At 70.6% G+C, this 20,055-nt stretch carries 21 protein-coding genes; 8 read left to right on the top strand and 13 right to left on the bottom strand.

Features of this window, described 5'->3' with window-relative positions:
• Positions 1 to 28: 28 nt before the first annotated feature.
• From rbsD to ACFYZ3_RS15680, 6 genes are all read right to left on the bottom strand, one after another.
• Entirely contained in the window at positions 29 to 418 is a 390-nt protein-coding gene (rbsD, locus tag ACFYZ3_RS15705; protein ID WP_388517239.1) for a D-ribose pyranase, read from the bottom strand.
• Positions 415 to 1,335 carry a ribokinase gene (locus tag ACFYZ3_RS15700; RefSeq protein ID WP_356861344.1) on the bottom strand — a complete coding sequence of 307 codons (921 nt, stop codon included), beginning with the start codon at positions 1,333 to 1,335 and terminating at the stop codon, positions 415 to 417. The genes rbsD and ACFYZ3_RS15700 overlap by 4 nt, the downstream gene beginning before the upstream one ends.
• Positions 1,336 to 1,393: 58 nt before the next feature.
• Positions 1,394 to 3,349, bottom strand: a complete 1,956-nt coding sequence (locus ACFYZ3_RS15695; RefSeq protein WP_388517237.1) for a substrate-binding domain-containing protein — start codon at positions 3,347 to 3,349, stop codon at positions 1,394 to 1,396.
• Positions 3,339 to 4,892 (bottom strand): sugar ABC transporter ATP-binding protein, encoded by a 1,554-nt coding sequence (locus ACFYZ3_RS15690; protein ID WP_388517235.1) that lies wholly within the window; start codon positions 4,890 to 4,892, stop codon positions 3,339 to 3,341. The genes ACFYZ3_RS15695 and ACFYZ3_RS15690 overlap by 11 nt, the downstream gene beginning before the upstream one ends.
• A complete protein-coding gene (locus ACFYZ3_RS15685; protein ID WP_388517233.1) occupies positions 4,889 to 5,938 on the bottom strand; it encodes a LacI family DNA-binding transcriptional regulator in 1,050 nt (349 codons plus the stop codon). The genes ACFYZ3_RS15690 and ACFYZ3_RS15685 overlap by 4 nt, the downstream gene beginning before the upstream one ends.
• 208 nt (positions 5,939 to 6,146) lie before the next feature.
• Entirely contained in the window at positions 6,147 to 6,635 is a 489-nt protein-coding gene (locus ACFYZ3_RS15680) for a carboxymuconolactone decarboxylase family protein (RefSeq protein ID WP_388517231.1), read from the bottom strand.
• A gap of 130 nt (positions 6,636 to 6,765) precedes the next feature.
• Between ACFYZ3_RS15680 and ACFYZ3_RS15675 the strand changes: the two genes are divergently transcribed.
• Positions 6,766 to 7,710 carry an RNA polymerase sigma-70 factor gene (locus ACFYZ3_RS15675; protein ID WP_388517229.1) on the top strand — a complete coding sequence of 315 codons (945 nt, stop codon included), beginning with the start codon at positions 6,766 to 6,768 and terminating at the stop codon, positions 7,708 to 7,710.
• 9 nt (positions 7,711 to 7,719) lie between these two features.
• Here ACFYZ3_RS15675 and ACFYZ3_RS15670 read toward each other — a convergent pair whose 3' ends face one another.
• The 3 genes from ACFYZ3_RS15670 to ACFYZ3_RS15660 all read right to left on the bottom strand — a co-directional run bounded on the left by ACFYZ3_RS15670 (position 7,720) and on the right by ACFYZ3_RS15660 (position 10,437).
• Positions 7,720 to 8,514: an ArsR/SmtB family transcription factor gene (locus ACFYZ3_RS15670; protein ID WP_388517227.1), complete on the bottom strand. Its 795-nt coding sequence runs from the start codon at positions 8,512 to 8,514 to the stop codon at positions 7,720 to 7,722.
• 77 nt (positions 8,515 to 8,591) lie between these two features.
• On the bottom strand, positions 8,592 to 9,968 hold the full coding sequence (locus ACFYZ3_RS15665; protein ID WP_388517225.1) for a HEAT repeat domain-containing protein: 1,377 nt from the start codon (positions 9,966 to 9,968) through the stop codon (positions 8,592 to 8,594).
• A 58-nt stretch (positions 9,969 to 10,026) separates the two neighbouring features.
• Entirely contained in the window at positions 10,027 to 10,437 is a 411-nt protein-coding gene (locus ACFYZ3_RS15660) for an ATP-binding protein (protein ID WP_388517223.1), read from the bottom strand.
• A gap of 211 nt (positions 10,438 to 10,648) precedes the next feature.
• Here ACFYZ3_RS15660 and ACFYZ3_RS15655 point away from each other — a divergent pair, with 211 nt between their 5' ends.
• Both ACFYZ3_RS15655 and ACFYZ3_RS15650 read left to right on the top strand, forming a co-directional pair.
• Positions 10,649 to 11,494: a helix-turn-helix domain-containing protein gene (locus ACFYZ3_RS15655; RefSeq protein ID WP_388517221.1), complete on the top strand. Its 846-nt coding sequence runs from the start codon at positions 10,649 to 10,651 to the stop codon at positions 11,492 to 11,494.
• 6 nt (positions 11,495 to 11,500) lie between these two features.
• On the top strand, positions 11,501 to 11,698 hold the full coding sequence (locus ACFYZ3_RS15650) for a DUF397 domain-containing protein (RefSeq protein WP_388517219.1): 198 nt from the start codon (positions 11,501 to 11,503) through the stop codon (positions 11,696 to 11,698).
• Positions 11,699 to 11,707: 9 nt separating this feature from the next.
• Here ACFYZ3_RS15650 and ACFYZ3_RS15645 read toward each other — a convergent pair whose 3' ends face one another.
• On the bottom strand, positions 11,708 to 12,061 hold the full coding sequence (locus ACFYZ3_RS15645) for a hypothetical protein (protein WP_388517217.1): 354 nt from the start codon (positions 12,059 to 12,061) through the stop codon (positions 11,708 to 11,710).
• 16 nt (positions 12,062 to 12,077) lie between these two features.
• Positions 12,078 to 13,331, bottom strand: a complete 1,254-nt coding sequence (locus tag ACFYZ3_RS15640) for a helix-turn-helix domain-containing protein (RefSeq protein ID WP_388517214.1) — start codon at positions 13,329 to 13,331, stop codon at positions 12,078 to 12,080.
• 211 nt (positions 13,332 to 13,542) lie between these two features.
• Here ACFYZ3_RS15640 and tgmA point away from each other — a divergent pair, with 211 nt between their 5' ends.
• From tgmA to ACFYZ3_RS15620, 4 genes are read left to right on the top strand one after another with little or no spacing between them, the layout of a single operon-like run.
• Positions 13,543 to 13,842 (top strand): putative ATP-grasp-modified RiPP, encoded by a 300-nt coding sequence (gene tgmA, locus ACFYZ3_RS15635; protein WP_356861312.1) that lies wholly within the window; start codon positions 13,543 to 13,545, stop codon positions 13,840 to 13,842.
• On the top strand, positions 13,842 to 14,807 hold the full coding sequence (tgmB, locus tag ACFYZ3_RS15630; protein WP_388517212.1) for an ATP-grasp ribosomal peptide maturase: 966 nt from the start codon (positions 13,842 to 13,844) through the stop codon (positions 14,805 to 14,807). The genes tgmA and tgmB overlap by 1 nt, the downstream gene beginning before the upstream one ends.
• Entirely contained in the window at positions 14,804 to 15,967 is a 1,164-nt protein-coding gene (tgmC, locus tag ACFYZ3_RS15625) for an ATP-grasp peptide maturase system methyltransferase (protein WP_388517210.1), read from the top strand. The genes tgmB and tgmC overlap by 4 nt, the downstream gene beginning before the upstream one ends.
• Before the next feature lie 52 nt (positions 15,968 to 16,019).
• Entirely contained in the window at positions 16,020 to 16,319 is a 300-nt protein-coding gene (locus ACFYZ3_RS15620) for a DUF6087 family protein (protein WP_388517208.1), read from the top strand.
• A gap of 49 nt (positions 16,320 to 16,368) precedes the next feature.
• Here the strand turns inward: ACFYZ3_RS15620 and ACFYZ3_RS15615 are convergent, their stop codons facing one another.
• Positions 16,369 to 16,920 (bottom strand): hypothetical protein, encoded by a 552-nt coding sequence (locus tag ACFYZ3_RS15615; protein WP_388517205.1) that lies wholly within the window; start codon positions 16,918 to 16,920, stop codon positions 16,369 to 16,371.
• A gap of 34 nt (positions 16,921 to 16,954) precedes the next feature.
• Positions 16,955 to 17,527 carry a Uma2 family endonuclease gene (locus tag ACFYZ3_RS15610; RefSeq protein ID WP_388517203.1) on the bottom strand — a complete coding sequence of 191 codons (573 nt, stop codon included), beginning with the start codon at positions 17,525 to 17,527 and terminating at the stop codon, positions 16,955 to 16,957.
• A gap of 65 nt (positions 17,528 to 17,592) precedes the next feature.
• Between ACFYZ3_RS15610 and ACFYZ3_RS15605 the strand changes: the two genes are divergently transcribed.
• Positions 17,593 to 19,854, top strand: a complete 2,262-nt coding sequence (locus ACFYZ3_RS15605; protein ID WP_388517200.1) for an ATP-dependent RecD-like DNA helicase — start codon at positions 17,593 to 17,595, stop codon at positions 19,852 to 19,854.
• Positions 19,855 to 20,055: the final 201 nt, after the last annotated feature.

Below are 20,055 nucleotides of genomic sequence, written 5' to 3'. Positions count from 1 at the left end.
ACCGTCTCCCGCCCCCGGCGGCGGCCCTTCAGAAGAAGACCCCGCACCGCAGCAGCACATTGGCGTACGGCCGCGCCTCCCCGGTGCGCACGATCAGCCGCGCGCCCGCCGACAACTCCTTGAGCCGCTCGTGCGGGACGAGGTCGAGCGCGGGGAAGAGCCCGTCGAGCAGTGCGGCGCACTCGGCGTTCGCCTCCCGGACCTCCGCCGCCGCCGTCGCGCCCTCGACGACCAGCTCGGCGAGCAGGCCGTCCACCACCTCCGCGAAGGACGGCACCCCGGCCCGGAAGGCCAGGTCGACGACGCGCGGCCCGTCCGGAACGGGCATCCCCGCGTCGCACACCAGGACGCCGTCCCCGTGGCCCAGCTCGGCGAGGGCGCCCGCGAGGTGACGGTTGAGTATGCCTGCCTTCTTCACAGCGCCCCGGCCCCCAGTGCCTCGGCCTCGGCCGCCGTCGGGTACGACTCCTGCGCCCCCGCCTTCGTGACCGCCGCCGCGCCCACCCGGGCCGCGTAGGCCGCCGCCGCCGCGAGCGACTCGCCGGTGCCGAGCCGCCAGGCCAGCGCCGCGGTGAACGCGTCGCCCGCGCCCGTCGTGTCCACGGCGTCCACCTTCACGGACGGCACCCGGACCACACCCTGGGCCGCCGACGCGACCAGCGCGCCCTCGGCGCCCAGCGTCACGACCACCGAGCGCGGACCCTTGGCCAGCAGGACGCGGGCCCAGTCCTCGGGGCGCTCGCCGACCAGGGAGTCGCCGAGGATCACCTTCGCCTCGTGCTCGTTGACGATCAGCGGGTCGCAGGCGGCCAGCACCTCCTGCGGAAGCGGCCGCGGCGGCGACGGGTTCAGCACGAAACGGCTGTCCGGAGCGAGCGAGCGGACCACCTCCACGACCGTCTCCAGCGGGATCTCCAACTGCGTGGAGACCACCCGGGAGGCATGGAAGAGGCTCGCCGCGGCCCGGACGTCGCCCGGCGCCAGCCGGCCGTTGGCGCCCGGCGAGACCACGATGCTGTTGTCCCCGGACGGGTCGACGGTGATCAGCGCGACGCCGGTCGGGGCGCCGCCCACCAGCACGCCCACGGTGTCGACACCGGCCGCCCGCTGCGAGTCCAGCAGCAGACGCCCGTAGTCGTCGTCGCCCACCCGGGCCAGCAGGGCCGTACGGGCACCGAGCCGGGCGGCGGCGACGGCCTGGTTGCCGCCCTTGCCGCCCGGGTGGACGGCCAGGTCGGAGCCGAGCACCGTCTCGCCCGCCGCCGGCCGCCGCTCGACACCGATCACCAGGTCGGCGTTGGCCGACCCGACGACCAGCAGGTCGTAGTCGTACATCAGTCGTTCTCCGATTCGAGTGATTCCCGCTGGTCCTGCCGGTCTCCGCGATCCGGTCTCAGCCCTCGAAGCCCGCCACGTTCTCCTTGGTGACGACCTTCACGGGCACCTTCACCGTCTGCTCCACCTTCTTGTCCTCGGCCGCCCGCAGCGCGTTCTGTACGGCGATCCTGCCCAGTTCCTTCGGCTGCTGCGCCACCGACGCGTACAACGTGCCGTCCTGGACCGCCTTCAGCCCGTCCGGGGTGCCGTCGAAGCCGACGACCTGGACCGACTTGCCGGCCTTCGAACCCAGCGCCTTGATCGCGCCCAGCGCCATCTCGTCGTTCTCCGCGAAGACGCCGTCGACGTCCGGGTGCGCCTGGAGCAGGTTGGTCATCACGTCCAGGCCCTTGGTGCGGTCGAAGTCCGCGGGCTGCTTGGCGACGACCTTGATGCCCGGGTACGCCTTGAGCCCGGCCGCGAAGCCCGCCCCGCGCTCCCGGCTGGCGGAGGTGCCGGCCTGGCCCTGGAGGATGACGATCGTGCCCTTGCCGCCGAGCTTCTCGGCGAGCGCCTTGGCGCCCAGCTCACCGCCCTCGACGTTGTCGGACGCGACCAGCGCGGACGTGTCCGCCTTGTTGACGCCGCGGTCCACGGCGATGACCGGGATGTCGTCCTTGTTCGCCGAGCGCACCGAGGGACCGGCCGCGTCGGAGTCCACCGGGTTGACGATGACCGCGGACAGGCTGCCGCTGACGAAGTTCTGGAGCTGGTTGGCCTGCTGCGAGGCGTCGTTCTGGGCGTCCGTGACCGTCAGGTCCACGCCCAGCTTCTTCGCCTCCTCCTCCGCCCCGTTCCTGATCTGCACGAAGAACGGGTTGTTCAGCGTGGACAGCGACAGCCCTATCTTCTGGTCCTTGCCGCCGGAGGACCCGTTGTGCAGCAGCGAGGTCGCGCCCACCACGGCCACCGCGACGACGGCCGCGATCACGTACGTGAGTGCCTGCTTGCCCCGGTTGCCGCCGCCCGACGCCCCGGCCGCCGGAGTGACCGCGCCCGCCTTGCGGCGCAGCGTGTCGAAGAGCACCGCGAGCGCGATGACGACACCGATGACGACCTGCTGCCAGAACGCGGAGACGGACAGCAGGTTGAGGCCGTTGCGCAGCACCGCGAGGATCAGCGCGCCGATCAGTGTGCCGGACGCCTTGCCGGTGCCGCCCGCCAGCGAGGCACCGCCGATGACGACGGCGGCGATGGCGTCCAGCTCGTAGCCCTGCGCGGCCTGCGGCTGCGCGGAGGAGAGCCGGGAGGCGAGCACGATGCCCGCGGCGGCGGCGAACAGGCCGGAGAAGGCGTAGATGGCGAGCTTCTGCCGCTTCACCCGCAGGCCGGACAGCCGCGCGGCCTCCTCGTTGCCGCCGATCGCGTACATGGACCGGCCGATGTAGGTCCGGCCGAGCACGAAGGCGGTGATCAGCCCCATCACGATCATCACGAGCACCGGAACGGGCAGCCACCCGCCGAGCGTGTCACCGAGGTGCGAGACCGAGTCCGGGAAGGCGATCGGCGAACCCTGCGAGATGACCAGCGACAGACCGCGCCCCACCGACAGCATGGCGAGCGTCGCGATGAACGGCGGCAGCTTCCCGTACGAGATCAGGAAACCGTTCACCAGACCGCAGGCGATGCCCGTCAGGACGGACAGCAGCACCGCGAGCGCGACCGGCATCCCGGCCTCGGTGGCGCTCCAGGCCAGCACGGTGGCCGACAGCGCGGCGACCGAGCCGACCGACAGGTCGATGCCCGCCGAGACGATGACGAAGGTGACGCCGAAGGCGAGGATCGCGGTGACGGCGGCCTGGACGCCGACGTTGAGGAGGTTGTCGGCGGTCAGGAAGTCCCCGGACAGCGCCGACATGACGATGACGAGGACGATCAGCGCGGTCAGCGCGCCGTTGTCGAGCAGCAGGCGGCGCAGGCCGCTCGTGGCGCCCTGCGCGCCCGGCTTGCTCTTGAGCGTGTCAGTGGCCACGGGAGGCCTCCGTTCCATCCGTTCCCTCGCTGTGCGGGGAGTTGCCGGTGTGCGTGCTGACGGCGAGCGCCATCACGGCGTCCTGGGTGGCCTGTTCGGCGGTGAGTTCACCCGCGACGCGCCCCTGCGCCATGACGACCACGCGGTCGCTCATGCCGAGCACCTCCGGCAGATCGCTGGAGATCATGAGCACGGCGGCACCGGCGGCCGTCAGTTCGTTGATGAGCTGGTAGATCTCGACCTTGGCGCCGACGTCGATGCCGCGCGTCGGCTCGTCGAGGATCAGCACCTTGGTGTTCGCCAGCAGCCACTTGCCGATGACGACCTTCTGCTGGTTGCCGCCCGACAGCGTCCGCACGTGCTGCCCGAGCCCGGCCATCCGCACGCCGAGCTGCCCGGCGATCCGCTCGGCAGCCGCGTGCTGCCCCTTGAGGTCGACGAGCCCGGCGCGGGCGGTGGACCGGAGCGTGACGAGCCCGAGGTTCTCCTCCACCGAGGCGTCGAGGACGAGGCCCTGCCCCTTGCGGTCCTCGGGCACGAGCCCGATCCCGGCGGCCATGGCCGCGTTCACGTCGTGCCGCCGCAGCGGCGCACCCTCGACCCGCACGGTCCCGGCGTCGTACGGATCGGCGCCGAACACCGCCCGCACCACCTCCGTACGCCCGGCCCCGACCAGCCCCGCGATGCCGACGACCTCACCGGCCCGCACCTCGAAGCCGACGTCGTGGAAGACGCCGTCCCTCGTCAGCCCCTCCACCTTGAGCAGCGCCTCACCGGCGTCGGTGCGCTCGCGCGGGTACTGCTGCTCGATCGACCGCCCCACCATGAGCCGGACCAGTTCGTCCTCGGGGGTGGAGGCGGGCACCTGCCCGACGCTCCGGCCGTCCCGGATGACGGTGACCCGGTCGCCGAGGGCGGCGATCTCCTCCAGGTGATGGGTGATGAAGACGATGCCGACGCCGTCCTCGCGCAGCCGCCGCACGATGGCGAACAGCTTCTCGACCTCCTCGGAGGTCAGCACGGCGGTCGGCTCGTCCATGATGAGCACGCGCGCGTCGAGGCTGAGCGCCTTGGCGATCTCGACCATCTGGAGCCGCGCGATGCCGAGTTCACGCACCCGCGCACGGGGAGACACGTTGACCCCCACCCGCTCCAGCAGCACCTCGGCGTCAGCCTCCATCTTCTTCCGGTCGATCATGCCGAGCCGGCGGGGCTGGCGCCCCAGGAAGATGTTCTCGGCCACCGTCAGGTCGGGGACCAGGTTGAACTCCTGGTAGATGGTGGCGATCCCGAGGCGCTCGGAGTCCTGCGCACCGTGGATGCGCACCTCCTCGCCACCGGCCAGGATCCGCCCGGCGTCGGGCGTGTAGGCGCCGGAGAGCATCTTGATGAGCGTGCTCTTGCCCGCGCCGTTCTCACCGAGGAGCACGTGCACCTCGCCCCGGCGCAGGTCGAAGTCGACGCTGTCGAGCGCGACCACGCCGGGGAAGGTCTTGCGGATGCCCTCGATGCGCAGCAACTCGTCCGGACTGCGGCTGCTCACGGCGTACTCCTTCGTACGGGGGACGGGGACGGGGACGGGGGGTGTTGTTCGGGGGGCGGCTCACCGCACGAGCGGCGTACGACGAGCCGGGCCGGAAGGGTGACGGACTCACCGGCCCGCCCCGCGATCCGCTCGACCAGGGCGCGTACGGCGGCCCTTCCGAGCTCCCGGGTGGGCTGGGCGATCGCGGTGACCGGGGGATCGGTGTGCACGAACCACGGGATGTCGTCGAACGCGGCGAGCCCGACGTCCTCGGGGACCCGCAACCCGCGGGCCCGTACGGCGTCCAGCGCGCCGAGCGCCATCAGGTTGTCGGCGGCGAAGACGACCTCGGGCGGCTCGGGCAGGTCGAGGAAGCCCTCGGTGACCCGGCGCCCGCTGCCGGCCTGGAAGTCGCCCTGGCCGATGTAGGCGTCGGGGAGGGGAAGCCCGTACGCGGCCAGCGCCTCGCGGAAGGCGTCGACGCGCTCGCGTCCGGTGGTCGTGGCGGCGGGCCCGGCGATGATCGCGAGCCGCCGGTGCCCGAGCCCGTGCAGATGCGCGACGAGATCCCGTACGGCCGCCCGTCCGTCCGACCTGACGACGGGCACGTCCACGCCGGGGATCCACCGGTCGACGAAGACCATCGGCGTCCCGGCCCGCGCGGCGTCCAGCATGCGCGGGGAGCCCCCGTCGGTGGGGGAGACGAGGAGCCCGTCGATCCGCCGGTCCAGCAGCGTGGTGACGTGGTGGTCCTGGAGGTCGGGCCGCTCGTCGGCGTTGCCGATGATGACGCTGTACCCGAGCGCGCGGGCCTCCTCCTCGACGGAACGGGCCAGCTCGGTGAAGTACGGGTTCATGACGTCGCTGATGACCAGGCCGAGGGTGCGGGTCTGGTCGGTGCGCAGCGACCGGGCGAGGGCGTTCGGACGGTAGCCCAGCGTCTCGACGGCGGCCAGCACGCGGGCGCGTGCGGCGGCGCTGACCGACGGGTGGCCGTTGAGCGCCCGCGAGACCGTCGCGACGGACACGCCCGCCTCGGCGGCGACGTCCTTGATGCTCGCCATCGTCGTTCCACCTCCTCGTGGAATCGATTACACGGAGGATTGGAAACGATTACATGGGCGAATTCAAGGGGTCGGGTGGCGCCGATGCCGAATCGTGACCGCCGCCCGGCGGATCCGTCCGGGACCCGGACGTGCGCGAGGGCGCCGACGGCAGGGTTCGTCGTCGGCGCCCTCGCGAGGCCCTGGGCGAGGCCCCGGGCCGTGGCGGTCAGCTCACGGCCGCCGCGAACATCCCCGCCTCGTACGAGCCGCCCTTCTGGTGGGTGATCACGGCGAGCCGGTTGGCCGCGTTGATCATGGCGACCAGGCAGATCAGGGCGGCGACCTGGTCGTCGTCGTAGTGCTTGCGCACCAGCGCCCAGGTCTCGTCGGACACGCCCTCGTGCGCGTCGGCGAGCCGGGTGCCCTCCTCGGCGAGGGCCAGCGCCGCCTGCTCGGCCTCGGTGAACACGGTGGATTCGCGCCAGGCCGCGACCAGGTGCAGCCGGACCGCGCTCTCCCCGGCGGCCGCGGCCTCCTTGACGTGCATGTCGATGCAGTGGCCGCAGCCGTTGATCTGGCTGGCCCGCAGCGACACCAGCTCCTGCGTGGCCTTCGGCAGCGGCGACTCGTGCAGCAGCATGCCCATGCCGGCGAACCGCTTCGCGAACCGACCGGCGAACTCGTTCTCGAACAGGTTGAATCGGGTGTCGTCCATGATCTCGTCCTCGCTGTCGGTGCCTCGGTGACGAACACAAGACGCCGCCGCCCCGCACCCTGTGACAGGACACGGACGTGACCCAGGCCACCACCGACGGGTGTCACAGGAGCCCGGCGGCCGGTGTCCCGTGCACGAGACACCGCCGGAACCGAACGAACGGGAGAAGCTGGTGACCAGCGAGAACAGCGGCGACCAGGGCGACGCCACCGAGTCCTTCGTCACCCACCGCAACCTGCTCTTCACCGTCGCCTACGAGATGCTCGGCTCGGCCGCCGACGCCGAGGACGTGCTCCAGGAGACCTGGCTGAAGTGGGCGGGAGTCGACCTCGACACGGTGCGCGACCGCCGCGCGTACCTGGTCCGCGTCACCACCCGCCAGGCCCTGAACCGGCTGCGCACGCTCGGCCGCCGCAAGGAGTCCTACGTCGGCTCCTGGCTGCCCGAGCCGCTGCTCACCACCCCCGACGTGGCCGAGGACGTCGAGCTGGCCGACAGCGTGTCGATGGCGATGATGCTGGTCATGGAGACGCTCTCGCCCACCGAGCGGGCGGTGTTCGTACTGCGCGAGGTGTTCGAACTCGACTACGACGAGATCGCCGAGGCCGTCGAGAAGAGCCCGGCCGCCGTCCGCCAGACCGCGCACCGGGCCCGCGCGCACGTCGCGGCACGCCGGCCGCGCGGGGCGGTGTCGGCGACCGAGTCCCAGGAGGCGCTCGCGGCCTTCCGGCGGGCGGTCGAGACGGGCGATCTTCAGGGCCTGCTCGACGTCCTCTCCCCGGACGTCGTCCTGCTCGGCGACGGCGGCGGCATCAAGCAGGCCGTGCTGCGGCCCGTCATCGGCGCCGACAAGGTGGCCCGCCTCATGCTCGGCGGCCTGAGCAAGCTGCCCGTCGTGATGACGATGGACCCGGCCCAGGTCAACGGACACCCGGCCCTGGTCATCCGGCTCGACGGCGAACTCGACACCGTGGTGGCGGTCCGTTTCGAGGCCGGCCGCATCACGGGGCTCTACGCGGTGCGCAACCCGGAGAAGCTGTCGCGCATGGGCGAGGAGACGGTCCTGAGCCGATGAGCGAGCGGCTCAGTGGGAGTCCGGGAGCGCCTCTCCGGTCTCCAGCAGCGTCTTGAGGCTGGACATCAGGGCGGGCCAGCCGTGCTGGATCATCTCGCGGGCGGTGCTGCCGGGCTCGAACCCGTCGTGGACGACGGTCAGTTTCACCGAGCCGTCGCCGAGGTCCTCGATGTCGAAGGCGACCTTCGAGCGCCGCTCGGCGGAGAGCCGGGCGAGGGTCGCGTCGTCGATCCCGTTGGCCGCCGCCCATTGCGGCGTGAAGGTGTGCCAGGTGTACGACAGCCGCCGGGGCGGGTCGGACTCGAGGACGACCTGCTCGGGGTGGGCGGTCTCGGTCCCCCGCTCCTTCCAGACCACGGGCGACCCGGCCGCCCAGTCGGTACCGAACTCCAGCCCCCAGTAGCGGCGCGTGAAGGCCGGGTCGGTGAGCCCCTGCCACACCTTCTCCGGCGCGGCCTTGATGTAGGTCGTGTAGACGAACGCGTTGCTGTCCATGGCGGTGTCCTCCAGCGCGTGCTTGAGGTCGGCGAGTGCGTGCACCCGCTCCCGGTCGTAGCGGCTGATCCAGCGTTCGGCGATGGCGTTGATCGGCTCGGCGTTGAGGTAGTGCAGCTTCTCCCGGCCCCGCCGCACGGTGGTGACCAGGTGGGCCCCCTCCAGCACCGCCAGATGCTTGCTGACCGACTGCCGGGCCATGTCCAGCTCGGCGCACAGCTCACGCAGGCTCTGCCCGTTGCGCGCGTTCAGACTGTCCAGCAGCCGACGCCGACTGCCGTCCGCCAGCGCCTTGAAGACCTCGTCCATCTCCGCCCCCTGACATGCAGCCTATCGGCTGCCTATAACGTTAGGCAGCCGAAGGGCTGCATGTCAAAGTCCGCCACCTACGCGTTCCCCGCACCCGTCGAGAGCCGCCACGGCCGGTCGCCCCCACGCGCCCAGTCCCACAGCGCGTTGACCCTGTGGTCGTGCTCGAATCCGGCGCCGAGCGGTCCGACCCGCTCGGTCGCCTCGCCGGTGCGCGGATCGTCGCGCAGGGCGAGGCCGTAGGCGGCTTCCAGGCGTACGAGCTGGTTGCCGTCGGCCAGCAGTGCGGCCAGGGCGTCGGCGACGGCGGGCGTACGGTCCCGGGAGGAGGCCAGCGCCTCCGCCACCCCGCCCCGCAACTCCTCGTACGGCCCCTCGGCCAGGCGGACCAGCTCCTCGGCGGCGGGGGCGAGGAGGGCGTCGTCGTCCCGCAGGCCCGCCCGGCACGCTTCCAGCCGTACGCGGGCGTCGGGGTCGCCGAGGAGGGCGAGCAGGGCCGCGCGGGCCTCGGGCGAGCGAGCCTCCTCCGACGCGTCAAGGACGGTGGTCGCGCGGAGCCGCACGCGGGGATCCGGATGCGCGGCGTGGCGCAGCCCGGTCGCCTCCATGTCGGGATGCTCGTACTCCGCGAAGGCCTCCAGCACCTTCGCGAGCACCGCCCCGTCCGTCTCCCGCGTCGCCCACGCGGCCAGGATCCCGCTCTCCCGCTCCGCGGAGGGGGAGTCGCAGGCGATGACCCCGCGCGCACGCAGGTAGTCCGCGACGAAGCGGCGATGCGCCGGATCGGGGTGCTCGCGCTGTGCCAGCGTGGCCGCCAGGACTTCCGCGCAGTGGCGCCGCACGAGCGTGAGCCACACCGCCGACCAGTCCACATGCTCCTCGTCGGGTATGCGGACGGCGCGGTCGATCAGTTCGTCGACCGGAGTCGGGATGCGGAACGACCACTCCAGCGAGGTCAGGATGGCACCGTGCCCGGCCCGCACGACGAGGCCGCCGAGGGTGTACTGGTCGACCCAGTCGTAGTCGCCGTCCGTGACCCGCACCGACGCCGCGGGTCCTCGTGCCCCCGTCCTGCGCCGCAGCCCTTCGACCGGGCCCGTCTCGTACCAGCTCCGGGCGCGGGCGAGCAGCCGTTCACGCTCCTGCTCCCGCAGTCGCAGCCGGGGGTCCTTGCCGAGCACCGACTCGAAGACGGCCGGTGACCCGCCGTCCAGGGCTCGCCACAAGGGCGTACCCCCGTCCGGAAGCTCCCGGTCCGGATCGGCCCCGCCGTCCATCAGCGCTTCGGCGACGGGGGCGTCATAGGCCGCCACGGCCGCGCACAGCACCGGCAGTCCCTTTTCGGGGTCCGGCGTGTTCGGGTCCGCCCCCTCGTACAGCAGGTCCCGCACCGCGTCGGCGTCACCCGACAGGACCGCCGAGACCAGCCGGCGATCGAGTTCACTTCCCGTCATGCGCCGAGCGTCCGGAAGATCCCTGTGTGGGGCAAGTGAATAACCGGGCCGGGCTCTGTCAGGCCGCCGCCAGCTCGCACCACACGTACTTGCCCCGGTTGCCGTGTCTGGCCAGCGGGTGCCATCCCCACACGTCGGCACAGGCCCGCACCAGCGCCAGCCCGCGCCCTTCCTCCAGCTCGGTCACCCTCTCGAACCGCGCGGGCGGCTCGGGCGGTTCGGGGTCCGCGTCCCACGCCCCGATCCGCAGGGTGCCCGGCGGCGACCAGCGAATGCGGAGGGCGGCGGGGCCCTTGGTGTGCCGTACGGCGTTGGAGACCAGCTCCGTGGCGAGCAGTTCGGCGACGTCGGCGAGGCGGATCAGGCCGTGCATGGTGAGGACCAGACGGAGGGTGCGGCGGCTGATGGTGACGGCGCGCAGGTCGTTGGGGATGTAGAGGGAGTACTCCCAGGCTTCGTTTTCGGGCATGAGGAATTCCCTGTTCGTGTGGGGAGTTGAGAGCGGGTCGGTGTCGTTGCCGGAGCCGTCGTGGCAGGACGGAACGGTGCACTTCCGGTTTCGCACGGTGTGCGTCGCATCACTGACCGTAGGGCTAACATGTCATACGGAGCAAGTCGATCGACTAATCTGGCCCCGAACGGGTCGCACCGGCACGCTCGTTGAATCCAGGGAGCCCTGCATGGTCCTGCGGCGGGAATGCACCGCACGTCAGTTGCGTCTCGCGGCCGAGCTGCGGAGGCTACGAGACGCAGCAGGGCTCTCCGCCATCGAGGCGGCGGCGCTGCTCGGAGTGAACCGCGTGCAGATCAGTCACATCGAGTCGGGCCTCGCGGGCGTGAGTGAGGAGCGCCTGCGTCGTCTCGCGGCGCACTATTCCTGCACAGACGAGGCGTTCGTCGACGCCCTTGTCGTCATGGCTACGGATCGGACTCGCGGCTGGTGGGAGGAGTACCGAGGTCTTCTGCCGACACCCTTTCTGGACATCGCCGAGTTGGAGCACCACTCCACCTTCCGTCAGGACGTGGAGTTCTTGTTCGTTCCGGGCCTGCTTCAGACGGAGGACTACGCGCGAGCCGCCTTCTCATCCCGCGTGCCCGAACTTCCGCACGCGGAGCTGGACCTGCGAGTTCGCCATCGGATGCAGCGCAAGGTGGTTCTCGAAGCCCCGGTGCCGTACGAGTCCCTCATTCATGAGGCGGCACTGCGTATCAGAGTCGGCGATCGGGTCACCGCGCGAGCCCAGCTCGCCCGAGTCCTGGAACTCTCCGAAGCCGATCACATCAACGTGCGCGTGATTCCCTTCGACCTGGACGGCTTTGGCGGCGCCTGGAGCCCCATGATGTTGGCCGGCGGGAGCGTCCCCCGGCTGGACACGGCCGTTCGCGACGCACCGCACGGCACCGGCTTCATCGATTCCGAGGCCCAACTCGGGGTCTTCCGAACAGTTTTCCGTAGAGTGAAGGATGCGTCGCTCGACCCAAGCCGGTCGCGTGACCTCATTTGCAGACTGGCCAAGGAACTGTGAGGCTCCGTGTCCACCCCTGACACCTGGCGCAAGTCGTCCTACTCCGGCGGCGGTGACGGCAATAACTGCGTGGAGGTATCTACCTCGACCACCCACGTCGCCGTCCGCGACTCCAAGGCCCCCGCCCGGGCCATCCTCGCCTTCCCGGCGGAGACTTTCACCTCCTTCCTCGACGCATTGAAGGCCCCCTTGGCCAAGCCCTGACGTGTCGGTTCAGCCTGTTTGCTCAATGCGCTCGAAGATGTCCGAGTCCGTTTCCCGCTGCCAGGTCGGCAGGTCGGCCCAGTCGGCGACGTATCCCGGCTTCGGGTCCTCGAAGTGCCTGAACATCTGGGCCGTCCAGCACAGCGCGACGAAACGGCCCTTCTGTTCGCGGCTGAGTCGCGAGGCGTGGCCCTCACTGACCTCGATGAAGGCGCGCACCTGCCCGCACACGGCGGCGGCGGCTTCCCGCTCCCACTGGGGCGTCTCGTCCCACGGCGTTACATAGCCGGGCTTCGGCTCGCCGGGGTAGTGCTTGGTCACACCTGCGATCCAAGCCTCGCGGAAGATCCGACCGTCACTCATGCCCACGTCCCTCTTGTCATGCGGTGCGGGAAAGCGCCGCGATTCGGTGATCCAGACTCGAGATTCGGTCATCGGACATGTGTGGGGCAAGACGCTCCCGAAGCCCGTCCAGCTTCTTGCCGATGAAGCCCGAGTTCGACTGGTCGGCCAGGCCGATCGCCGTCTCCGCGTAGTGCATGACCTGGTCGACATCGCGCCGATGGATCCCGACCACGGCCAGGTCGGTCAGTACGGCGGCGCGGCGGCGCAGCGACAGCGGTTGAGCGAGGGCCGAGGCGAGGGCGTCCTCCGCAAGGTCGGGACGGCCGAGCCGGAGATAGCAGGCGCCGCGTTCCTCGAAGAGGCGGGAACCGTCGAAGCGGAGCCAGCCCCCGTTGCGGGAACGGCCGTCCAGAGCATGGACCTTTTCGGCTTCGTCGAGGGCGCGGGTGCAGGAGTCGATGTCGCCCATGGCCGCGTAGGCCTCGGCCTGGACGGCGGCGACCCAGTGACGGGTAGACAGTGCGGTGTCACCCTTTCGGGCGATACTGCGGGCTGCCGCCAGCAGGGGTTGGGCAGCGGACGCGCGAGGGGCGTACAGCTCGACGTAGGCGTGACGGGTCATGGCGCAGGCCCAGAGATCGTGCTCACCGCCGGCCTGGGCGGCGTGGGCGGCCAGGGTGTAGCACTGCGCCGCGTCGGTGTACCGGTTGGCGTCGAAAAACAGTTCACCGGCGAGCTGGTAGAGGTCGGCCGTCATGGTGCACAGCCGAGCCCGGTCCGCGTCGGTGCGTGTTCCGGCCAGACATGTCGTCAGGGCGTGGAGCTGCCTGCGGACCGCTGGGAAGACGGCCTGTTTCGAGTCGGAGAGGGTGAACACCTGCCACAGGCCGCGCTGTACGCCTTCTCCATTCTCCAGTAGTCCTGCGTCCGTTCGTTCCCGGGGAGAGTCGTCCGAACCGGGCAGGGCGACCAGAGCGCCCGTGACGGCGAGCAGACCCAGGACTTCACGGCGTTTCATGTCGTCGTCATCGCAGGACCTGAGGGCGGGAACGTCGGAAGGCGCGGCGAGATCGGCAGGCGGCTCATCGACGAGAAGTCCTTCCAGCTCGAGAAGAGTGATCTCCAACAGGTTTGCGATCCGGGGGCGTTGGTGTGGTCGCGGAGTGGCACGCCCGCTCTCCCAGCGGATCACGGTGGACACGGCCACCATGAGTGCTTCGGCGAAGCCTTCCTGGGAGTAGCCCCGCGCCGTCCGCCGCTCGGCAAAGCGCTTACGCCTCAACGTCATCGGTCTCCCCTCAGAAGGGCGCACCTTCCCTCGGACGCGGCCCGGATGCGCGGAAAACGCCCGGGCAGTGCGAGGGATCCGCTCTGGGAGACGGTAACGGATTGTCGTTCACTGGTCACATGCCCACCGGAGGTGCAGACCTCCGGTAGCTCTCGAAGCGGTGGTCCTGGTTTCGGTTGTGACTGCCGCACTGTCCGAAAGGAATCACCTCATGTCGATCTCCGAACCGGCTCGCAAAGAGGGTGCCGCCGACAGTCGTACGCACATCCCTCCCGCCTCCACGCGGCCATGGGCCGCGGGCCGACTCGCTCCCTACCCGACCGTCGTCCACAGGTCTCACCTCACGGTCACCATCGATCCCACGACGCAACTCGGCGTGTACCGCGACCGTGCGGGCCGGGTGATCGAGATGGGCAAGCACGGCACCAGTTCCGGTACCGAGACCGCCACGACGACGAACTCGGATTCCCAGAACGACCAGGGACACGACCAGGACAGCAACCAGGACTGATGACCACTACCGACAAGGGGCCGGTCGTCGTGGCCACCGAAGCGGATGACGTCACCGCCGACATGGTGATCACTGAGCTGAACCGGCGTGACGTGCCCGTGGTCCGGTTCAATCCCGCCGACATCGGCGAGAGCCTCACCGTCTCGGCCCGGTTCGGCGCCTGCCCGATGCCGGTGGCCGGAAAGCTGCGCACCCCGACGAGAACGGCCGACCTGCCGACCGTCCGAGCGGTGTACTGGCGTCGACCCGAGTGGCCCTCCTTCCCCCGCCTTTCCTCGGACGATGCCCGTTTCGCAGCAGCACAGGTCCGTTACGGCCTCGGAGGGGTCCTGTACGCCTTGGACAGCCCGCTCTGGGTCAACCACCCGTTGCGCGTCGCTGCAGCCGACTACAAACCCGCCCAGCTGGTCCACGCCCAGCAGCTCGGCTTCAAGGTTCCCTCTACCCTGGTCACCAATGACCCCGTCGAGGCACGCGAGTTCGTGCGCAGTCAGGGGAACACGGTCTCCAAGACACTGCGATGGACCGCCTACACGCGGAACGGTGTACCGATGACCGGATGGACCGATCAGGTCACCGCCGAGGAGATCGACGACAGCGTGCGTGTGGTCCCCCACCTGTTTCAAGCACGCGTGGACAAGGTGGCCGACCTCCGCGTCCTGATCGTGGGCCGGCGCACGTTCGCCGTACGCATCGATTCCGGACTGCTCGACTGGCGCAAGGACTACAGTGCCTTGGCCTACAGCGTCGTGCGTCTTCCCAGCCGGGTGGGCGAAGCCCTCCATGCCTACCTCGACCGTCTGGAGCTGGTGTCGGGGAGCTTCGACCTCGCGGTGGACCGGGCGGGGGACTACTGGTGGCTGGAACTGAATCCCAACGGGCAGTGGGGGTGGCTGGAGACGGAGACGGGCCTGCCCATGTCCACGGCCTTCGCCGACCTGCTCATTCGGGGAGACGGCCCATGACCGACTCGGCACAGGAGCGGCGCCGTATGAGTGCGCTGCTCACCACCAAGGGAGTCCTCACGTCCGCCTGGCTGCGCGAAGCCGTCGAGACCGTGCCGCGCGAGCTGTTCCTCCAACACGGAGTCTTCCTTGACGAGGGGCGGACCTGGCGGCCCGTCACGGCACTCGACACCATCCCGCACGAGTGGCTGGAGCTGGCCTACAGCGTCCGCACGCTCACCACCCAGCTCGACGGCCACCTCAGCGCCGACCAGGCAGCCGGATCCGTCGAGGGTGTGCCCACCTCGTCCTCGACCGACCCCACCACCGTCGTCGGCATGATCGAGCTCTTGGACCTCACGGCGGCACACCGCGTCCTGGAGATCGGCACGGGCACCGGCTACTCCACCGCCCTGACGTGTCAGCGGGTCGGCGAGGACAACGTCACGACGGTCGAGGTCGACCCTCAGGTGGCGGCGCGCGCCGATGCCGCCCTGGAGTCCGTCGGTTGCTCGACGTGGACGGTGACGGGCGACGGGCTCCTCGGACATCCGCCCCGGGCACCGTACGACAGGGTGATCGCCACCTGTGCGGTCCGCCGTATCCCGCACACGTGGGTCCGGCAGACGAAGCCCGGTGGCATCATCCTCAGCACTGTCGGCTCCTGGCCCTGGGGAACCGGACTGGCGAAGGTCACCGTCAGCGACGACGAGACCGCCGACGGCGTGATCGTCGGGCCCTCCTCTTTCATGCAGGCGCGTGCTCAGGCGCTGACCCCCTTGGGCGGTGACCTGTCCGCACGCGCCGCGTACGCGGACGGGGAACGGCCCGCGCTCGTGTCCCCCTTCGCTCTGGAGGAGTGGATGCCAGCCTTCCTCGCCCAGCTCGCCGCACCGGGAGCCCAGTTCGTACGGGCCACCCGGAGCGACGGCGCGCCGCTGCGGTATCTCTTCGACCCGGCGCGGGAGTCGTTCGCCGAGTTCTGTGCCGACGGCGACGGTTGGACCGTCCGACAGGGCGGTCCCGCGTCTCTCTGGGACGACGTCGAGCGCGCACTGGTCGCCTGGCAGGACGAGGGCAGCCCGGGGATCGAGGAGGTGCGGCTCCGCGTCACCGACAGATCGCACATCTACTGGATCGATGGCAGCCCCTCGCTGCGTTGGGAACACCGACTCGCCTGAACCCCCCTAAGCTCCCGGAAAGCACAGCGCCCCACAGCCCATAGGAAGCACGATGGACGACGACGAATCCCTGTCGGCATGGGCCGAGCGCCGGGACCGGAAGATCGGACGGCTGCGTGCCGTGCCGCTCGTCGCGGGGGACGGCCCCCGGGGAACGCACCTCGCCCCCGACGCACCTCGCGTGATCCAGCGGTGGAACGGGCACGAGTGGGAGCCCTACGGCTTCGCCGTGAACCTCGCGGAGGCACGGCGCGCCCTTCACCCCGACAGCGGCGCCGTCCCGAGCCCGGAACCGGCTCCGAAGCTCGGGCCCGGGACGGGCAGGCACCGGAAGCCTCAGGCCGGCCGGTAAAGGGCAATGGCCTCACCAGCCGGGCCTCGTGCCGCCTTCACCCGTTTCCTCACGGTGATGACGGAGCCGGAGGGAAACCCGCCTCGCCGCTGACCCAGCACACCTCCCCGGGGCCGCCGTCGCCCCGGTCGAACTGGCAGCACGCGGCGCCGACGGCGGCGGCGAGGTCGGTGAACGTCCTCCTGATGCCCGCCGACCGCTCGAACAGGCGGCTGATGCCGGAGGTCGGCGCCCAGAACTCCAGGGCCGTGTACCCGGGGTCCAGGAACGACCGGAACCGGACCGTCAGGTAGACGTACCCGATCCGGACCCGTCCGTCCTCCTCGGGCGGCAGACCGTACGACTCCGCGTACGCCCGCACCGCGTCGTCCACCGGGAACATGAGGGACGTGTCCAGGTCGAGCGTCTCGCTGTCGGCGCAGTCGACCGGCTCGCTGCCGAAGCCGGACGTGAAGGGGAGGGTGATCCGCTCGCCGCCGGGCAGCGTGACGTCGAGCGGCGGCACGTCACGGGACGGCGGCGCCAACTCGGCCACGGCGGCCAGCGCTCCCGCGACGCCCCGAGGGGGCAGATGGATGTCGTAGCCGTAGGTCAGGCCCATGTTTCCCTCCGCCGTGCCCGGGAGAACCCCGCCGTCAACCGGTCCTGCCGTACCGGCGGAACTCCGACGTCTCCACCGTCCACGGCCCGAACGGCACCGCGTCGCCGAAGATGTACGGCTCCTCGCTGCTGTACCGGCCCTTGCACGGCTCGGAGTGCACCTCGATCGTGCCGGTGCGCGGGTCGACGATCATGTAGTGCGGGATGCCCATGGCCGGATAGTCGGCCACCTTCTCGTCGTAGTCGTTGCTCGGGTTGGACGGCGAGACGATCTCGACGGCAGCCAGCACCTGCGTCGCGTCGACGGCCAGACCCTCTTCGTCGAGGGTGGCCTCGGGGATCACGACGGCGTCGGGGCGGCGCATGCGGCTGATGGGCGGATGCTCGATCTGGGGGCTGCTCGCGCAGATGTAGCCGGGGCGGGTGTTGAAGAGCTGCGCGTCCAGTTGCTCGCGGATACGACGGACCATGCCCTCACGGCGTTTGGACGGACACCTCATGGCCAGCTCTGGACCCGACGGCCCGATCTCGACGCGCCAAGCCCCTTCGAGTCGCTCCGCGTAGGATCCGAGACCTTCGGCGATATCGCGCATCCTGGCGTAGTCCACGCCCGGAGCGTACCGAGAAGCCGGTCACGGTCATCCCTGTCAGTCCTCACCGGTACCGTCGGATCATGCCCAACCAGCCCCCCGCGGCCCCCGGTGAGCGGCGGCTCGCCACCCTCGAAGGTGTCCTGGAGCGCGTCACGTACGCCAACGAGGAGAACGGCTACACCGTCGCCCGCGTCGACACCGGCAGAGGCGCCGGCGATCTGCTGACCGTCGTCGGCGCGCTGCTCGGTGCGCAGGTGGGGGAGTCGCTGCGGATGGAGGGGCGCTGGGGGTCGCACCCCCAGTACGGCAAGCAGTTCCACGTGGAGAACTACACGACGCTGCTGCCCGCCACCGTGCAGGGCATCCGGCGTTATCTGGGGTCCGGGCTGGTCAAGGGGATCGGGCCGATCTTCGCCGACCGGATCACGCAGCACTTCGGGCTGGACACGCTCACCATCATCGAGGAGGAGCCCAAGCGGCTCATCGAGGTGCCCGGCCTCGGGCCCAAGCGGACGAAGAAGATCGCCGACGCCTGGGAGGAGCAGAAGGCGATCAAGGAGGTCATGCTCTTCCTCCAGACGGTCGAGGTGTCCACCTCCATCGCGGTCCGCATTTACAAGAAGTACGGGGACGCCTCGATCTCCGTCGTGAAGAACCAGCCCTACCGCCTCGCCGCCGACGTCTGGGGCATCGGCTTCCTCACCGCCGACAAGATCGCCCAGTCCGTCGGGATCCCGCACGACAGCCCGGAGCGGGTGAAGGCCGGGTTGCAGTACGCGCTGTCGCAGGCCACCGACCAGGGGCACTGCTACCTCCCGGAGGAGAAGCTGATCGCCGACGCGGTGAAGCTGCTCCAGGTGGACACCGGGCTCGTCATCGAGTGCCTCGGCGAGCTGGCCGCCGAGCCCGAGGAGCCGGACGGCGATCCCGGGGTCGTGCGGGAGAAGGTGCCCCACCCCGAGGGCGGCGAGCCCGTCACCGCCGTCTACCTCGTGCCCTTCCACCGCGCCGAGCTGGCCCTGGCGGGGCAGTTGCGGCGTCTGCTGCACACCGACGACGACCGGATGCCCGGCTTCCAGGACGTGGCCTGGGACAAGGCGCTCGGGTGGCTCAGGCAGCGTACGGGCGCCGACCTCGCGCCCGAGCAGGAGGCCGCCGTCAAGCTCGCGCTCAGCGAGAAGGTCGCCGTGCTCACCGGCGGGCCCGGCTGCGGCAAGTCCTTCACCGTGCGGTCCATCGTGGAGCTGGCGCGGGCCAAGAAGGCGAAGGTCGTGCTCGCCGCGCCCACTGGGCGGGCCGCCAAGCGGCTCGCCGAGCTGACCGGCGCTGAGGCGTCCACCGTGCACCGGCTGCTGGAGCTGAAGCCCGGCGGCGACGCGGCCTACGACCGGGAGCGGCCGCTCGACGCCGACCTGGTGGTGGTGGACGAGGCGTCGATGCTCGATCTGCTCCTGGCCAACAAGCTCGTGAAGGCCGTGCCGCCGGGGGCCCATCTGCTGCTCGTCGGGGACGTCGACCAGCTGCCGAGCGTGGGGGCGGGGGAGGTGCTCCGGGACCTGCTGGCGCCGGGCAGCCCCGTCCCCGCCGTCCGGCTCACCCGGGTCTTCCGGCAGGCCCAGCAGTCCGGCGTCGTCGCCAACGCCCACCGGATCAACGCCGGGCAGCATCCGCTCACCGACGGAATGAAGGACTTCTTCCTCTTCGTCGAGGACGACACGGAGGAGGCCGGGCGGCTCACCGTCGATGTCGCCGCGCGGCGCATTCCCGCGAAGTTCGGGCTCGATCCGCGCCGGGACGTGCAGGTGCTGGCGCCCATGCACCGCGGACCCGCCGGCGCCGGGACGCTGAACGGGCTGCTCCAGCAGGCCGTCACCCCGGGCCGCCCGGACGTGCCCGAGAAGCGGTTCGGCGGACGCGTCTTCCGGGTCGGCGACAAGGTCACCCAGATCCGCAACAATTACGAGAAGGGCGAGAACGGCGTCTTCAACGGCACCGTGGGCGTCGTCACCTCGCTCGACCCGGTCGACCAGCGCCTCACCGTGCTGACGGACGAGGACGAGGAGGTGCCGTACGAATTCGACGAACTCGATGAACTGGCCCACGCGTACGCGGTCACCATCCACCGGTCGCAGGGGAGCGAGTATCCGGCCGTCGTGATCCCCGTGACGACCGGGGCCTGGATGATGCTCCAGCGGAACCTGCTGTACACCGCGGTCACCCGGGCGAAGAAGCTGGTCGTCCTCGTCGGCTCGCGCAAGGCGATCGGGCAGGCGGTGCGGACGGTGTCGGCCGGGAGGCGGTGCACGGCGCTCGACTTCCGGCTGGCGGGGCCCCGAACCTGAAACCTTCCGGTAAACCTCCCGGACCGTGTGAAAAAAATGATCGATCAAACGAGTCGGAAAGGTCACACAGGCTTCCGGATGGGCCCCGGAGGGGGCAGGATGAGCAAGTTGGCGGCACTGAGTGCCGCCAATAGGCCCGATGGTCGACCCCGAGTGCACTCTCCTGAGCCAAGTGGGGGATGGTAGAGACAGTCAGGGCAC

It is taken from the genome of Streptomyces sp. NPDC001599 (genome assembly GCF_042893535.1).
In the GTDB taxonomy this organism is placed as follows: domain Bacteria; phylum Actinomycetota; class Actinomycetes; order Streptomycetales; family Streptomycetaceae; genus Streptomyces.
Note: the sequence above shows the minus strand (reverse complement) of the source record. Positions and strands in the feature narration are given on the sequence as shown.

Excerpts from the sequence above, each read along its gene's own strand:
- ACFYZ3_RS15605 (WP_388517200.1), top strand. The coding sequence starts at position 17,593 with ATGCCCAACCAGCCCCCCGCGGCCCCCGGTGAGCGGCGGCTCGCCACC.
- ACFYZ3_RS15700 (WP_356861344.1), bottom strand. The coding sequence starts at position 1,335 with ATGTACGACTACGACCTGCTGGTCGTCGGGTCGGCCAACGCCGACCTG.
- ACFYZ3_RS15670 (WP_388517227.1), bottom strand. The coding sequence starts at position 8,514 with ATGGACGAGGTCTTCAAGGCGCTGGCGGACGGCAGTCGGCGTCGGCTG.
- ACFYZ3_RS15615 (WP_388517205.1), bottom strand. The coding sequence starts at position 16,920 with ATGGGCCTGACCTACGGCTACGACATCCATCTGCCCCCTCGGGGCGTC.
- ACFYZ3_RS15685 (WP_388517233.1), bottom strand. The coding sequence starts at position 5,938 with ATGGCGAGCATCAAGGACGTCGCCGCCGAGGCGGGCGTGTCCGTCGCG.
- tgmC (WP_388517210.1), top strand. The coding sequence starts at position 14,804 with ATGACCGACTCGGCACAGGAGCGGCGCCGTATGAGTGCGCTGCTCACC.
- tgmA (WP_356861312.1), top strand. The coding sequence starts at position 13,543 with ATGTCGATCTCCGAACCGGCTCGCAAAGAGGGTGCCGCCGACAGTCGT.
- ACFYZ3_RS15655 (WP_388517221.1), top strand. The coding sequence starts at position 10,649 with ATGGTCCTGCGGCGGGAATGCACCGCACGTCAGTTGCGTCTCGCGGCC.
- ACFYZ3_RS15680 (WP_388517231.1), bottom strand. The coding sequence starts at position 6,635 with ATGGACGACACCCGATTCAACCTGTTCGAGAACGAGTTCGCCGGTCGG.
- ACFYZ3_RS15645 (WP_388517217.1), bottom strand. The coding sequence starts at position 12,061 with ATGAGTGACGGTCGGATCTTCCGCGAGGCTTGGATCGCAGGTGTGACC.
- ACFYZ3_RS15640 (WP_388517214.1), bottom strand. The coding sequence starts at position 13,331 with ATGACGTTGAGGCGTAAGCGCTTTGCCGAGCGGCGGACGGCGCGGGGC.
- ACFYZ3_RS15660 (WP_388517223.1), bottom strand. The coding sequence starts at position 10,437 with ATGCCCGAAAACGAAGCCTGGGAGTACTCCCTCTACATCCCCAACGAC.
- tgmB (WP_388517212.1), top strand. The coding sequence starts at position 13,842 with ATGACCACTACCGACAAGGGGCCGGTCGTCGTGGCCACCGAAGCGGAT.
- ACFYZ3_RS15665 (WP_388517225.1), bottom strand. The coding sequence starts at position 9,968 with ATGACGGGAAGTGAACTCGATCGCCGGCTGGTCTCGGCGGTCCTGTCG.
- ACFYZ3_RS15620 (WP_388517208.1), top strand. The coding sequence starts at position 16,020 with ATGGACGACGACGAATCCCTGTCGGCATGGGCCGAGCGCCGGGACCGG.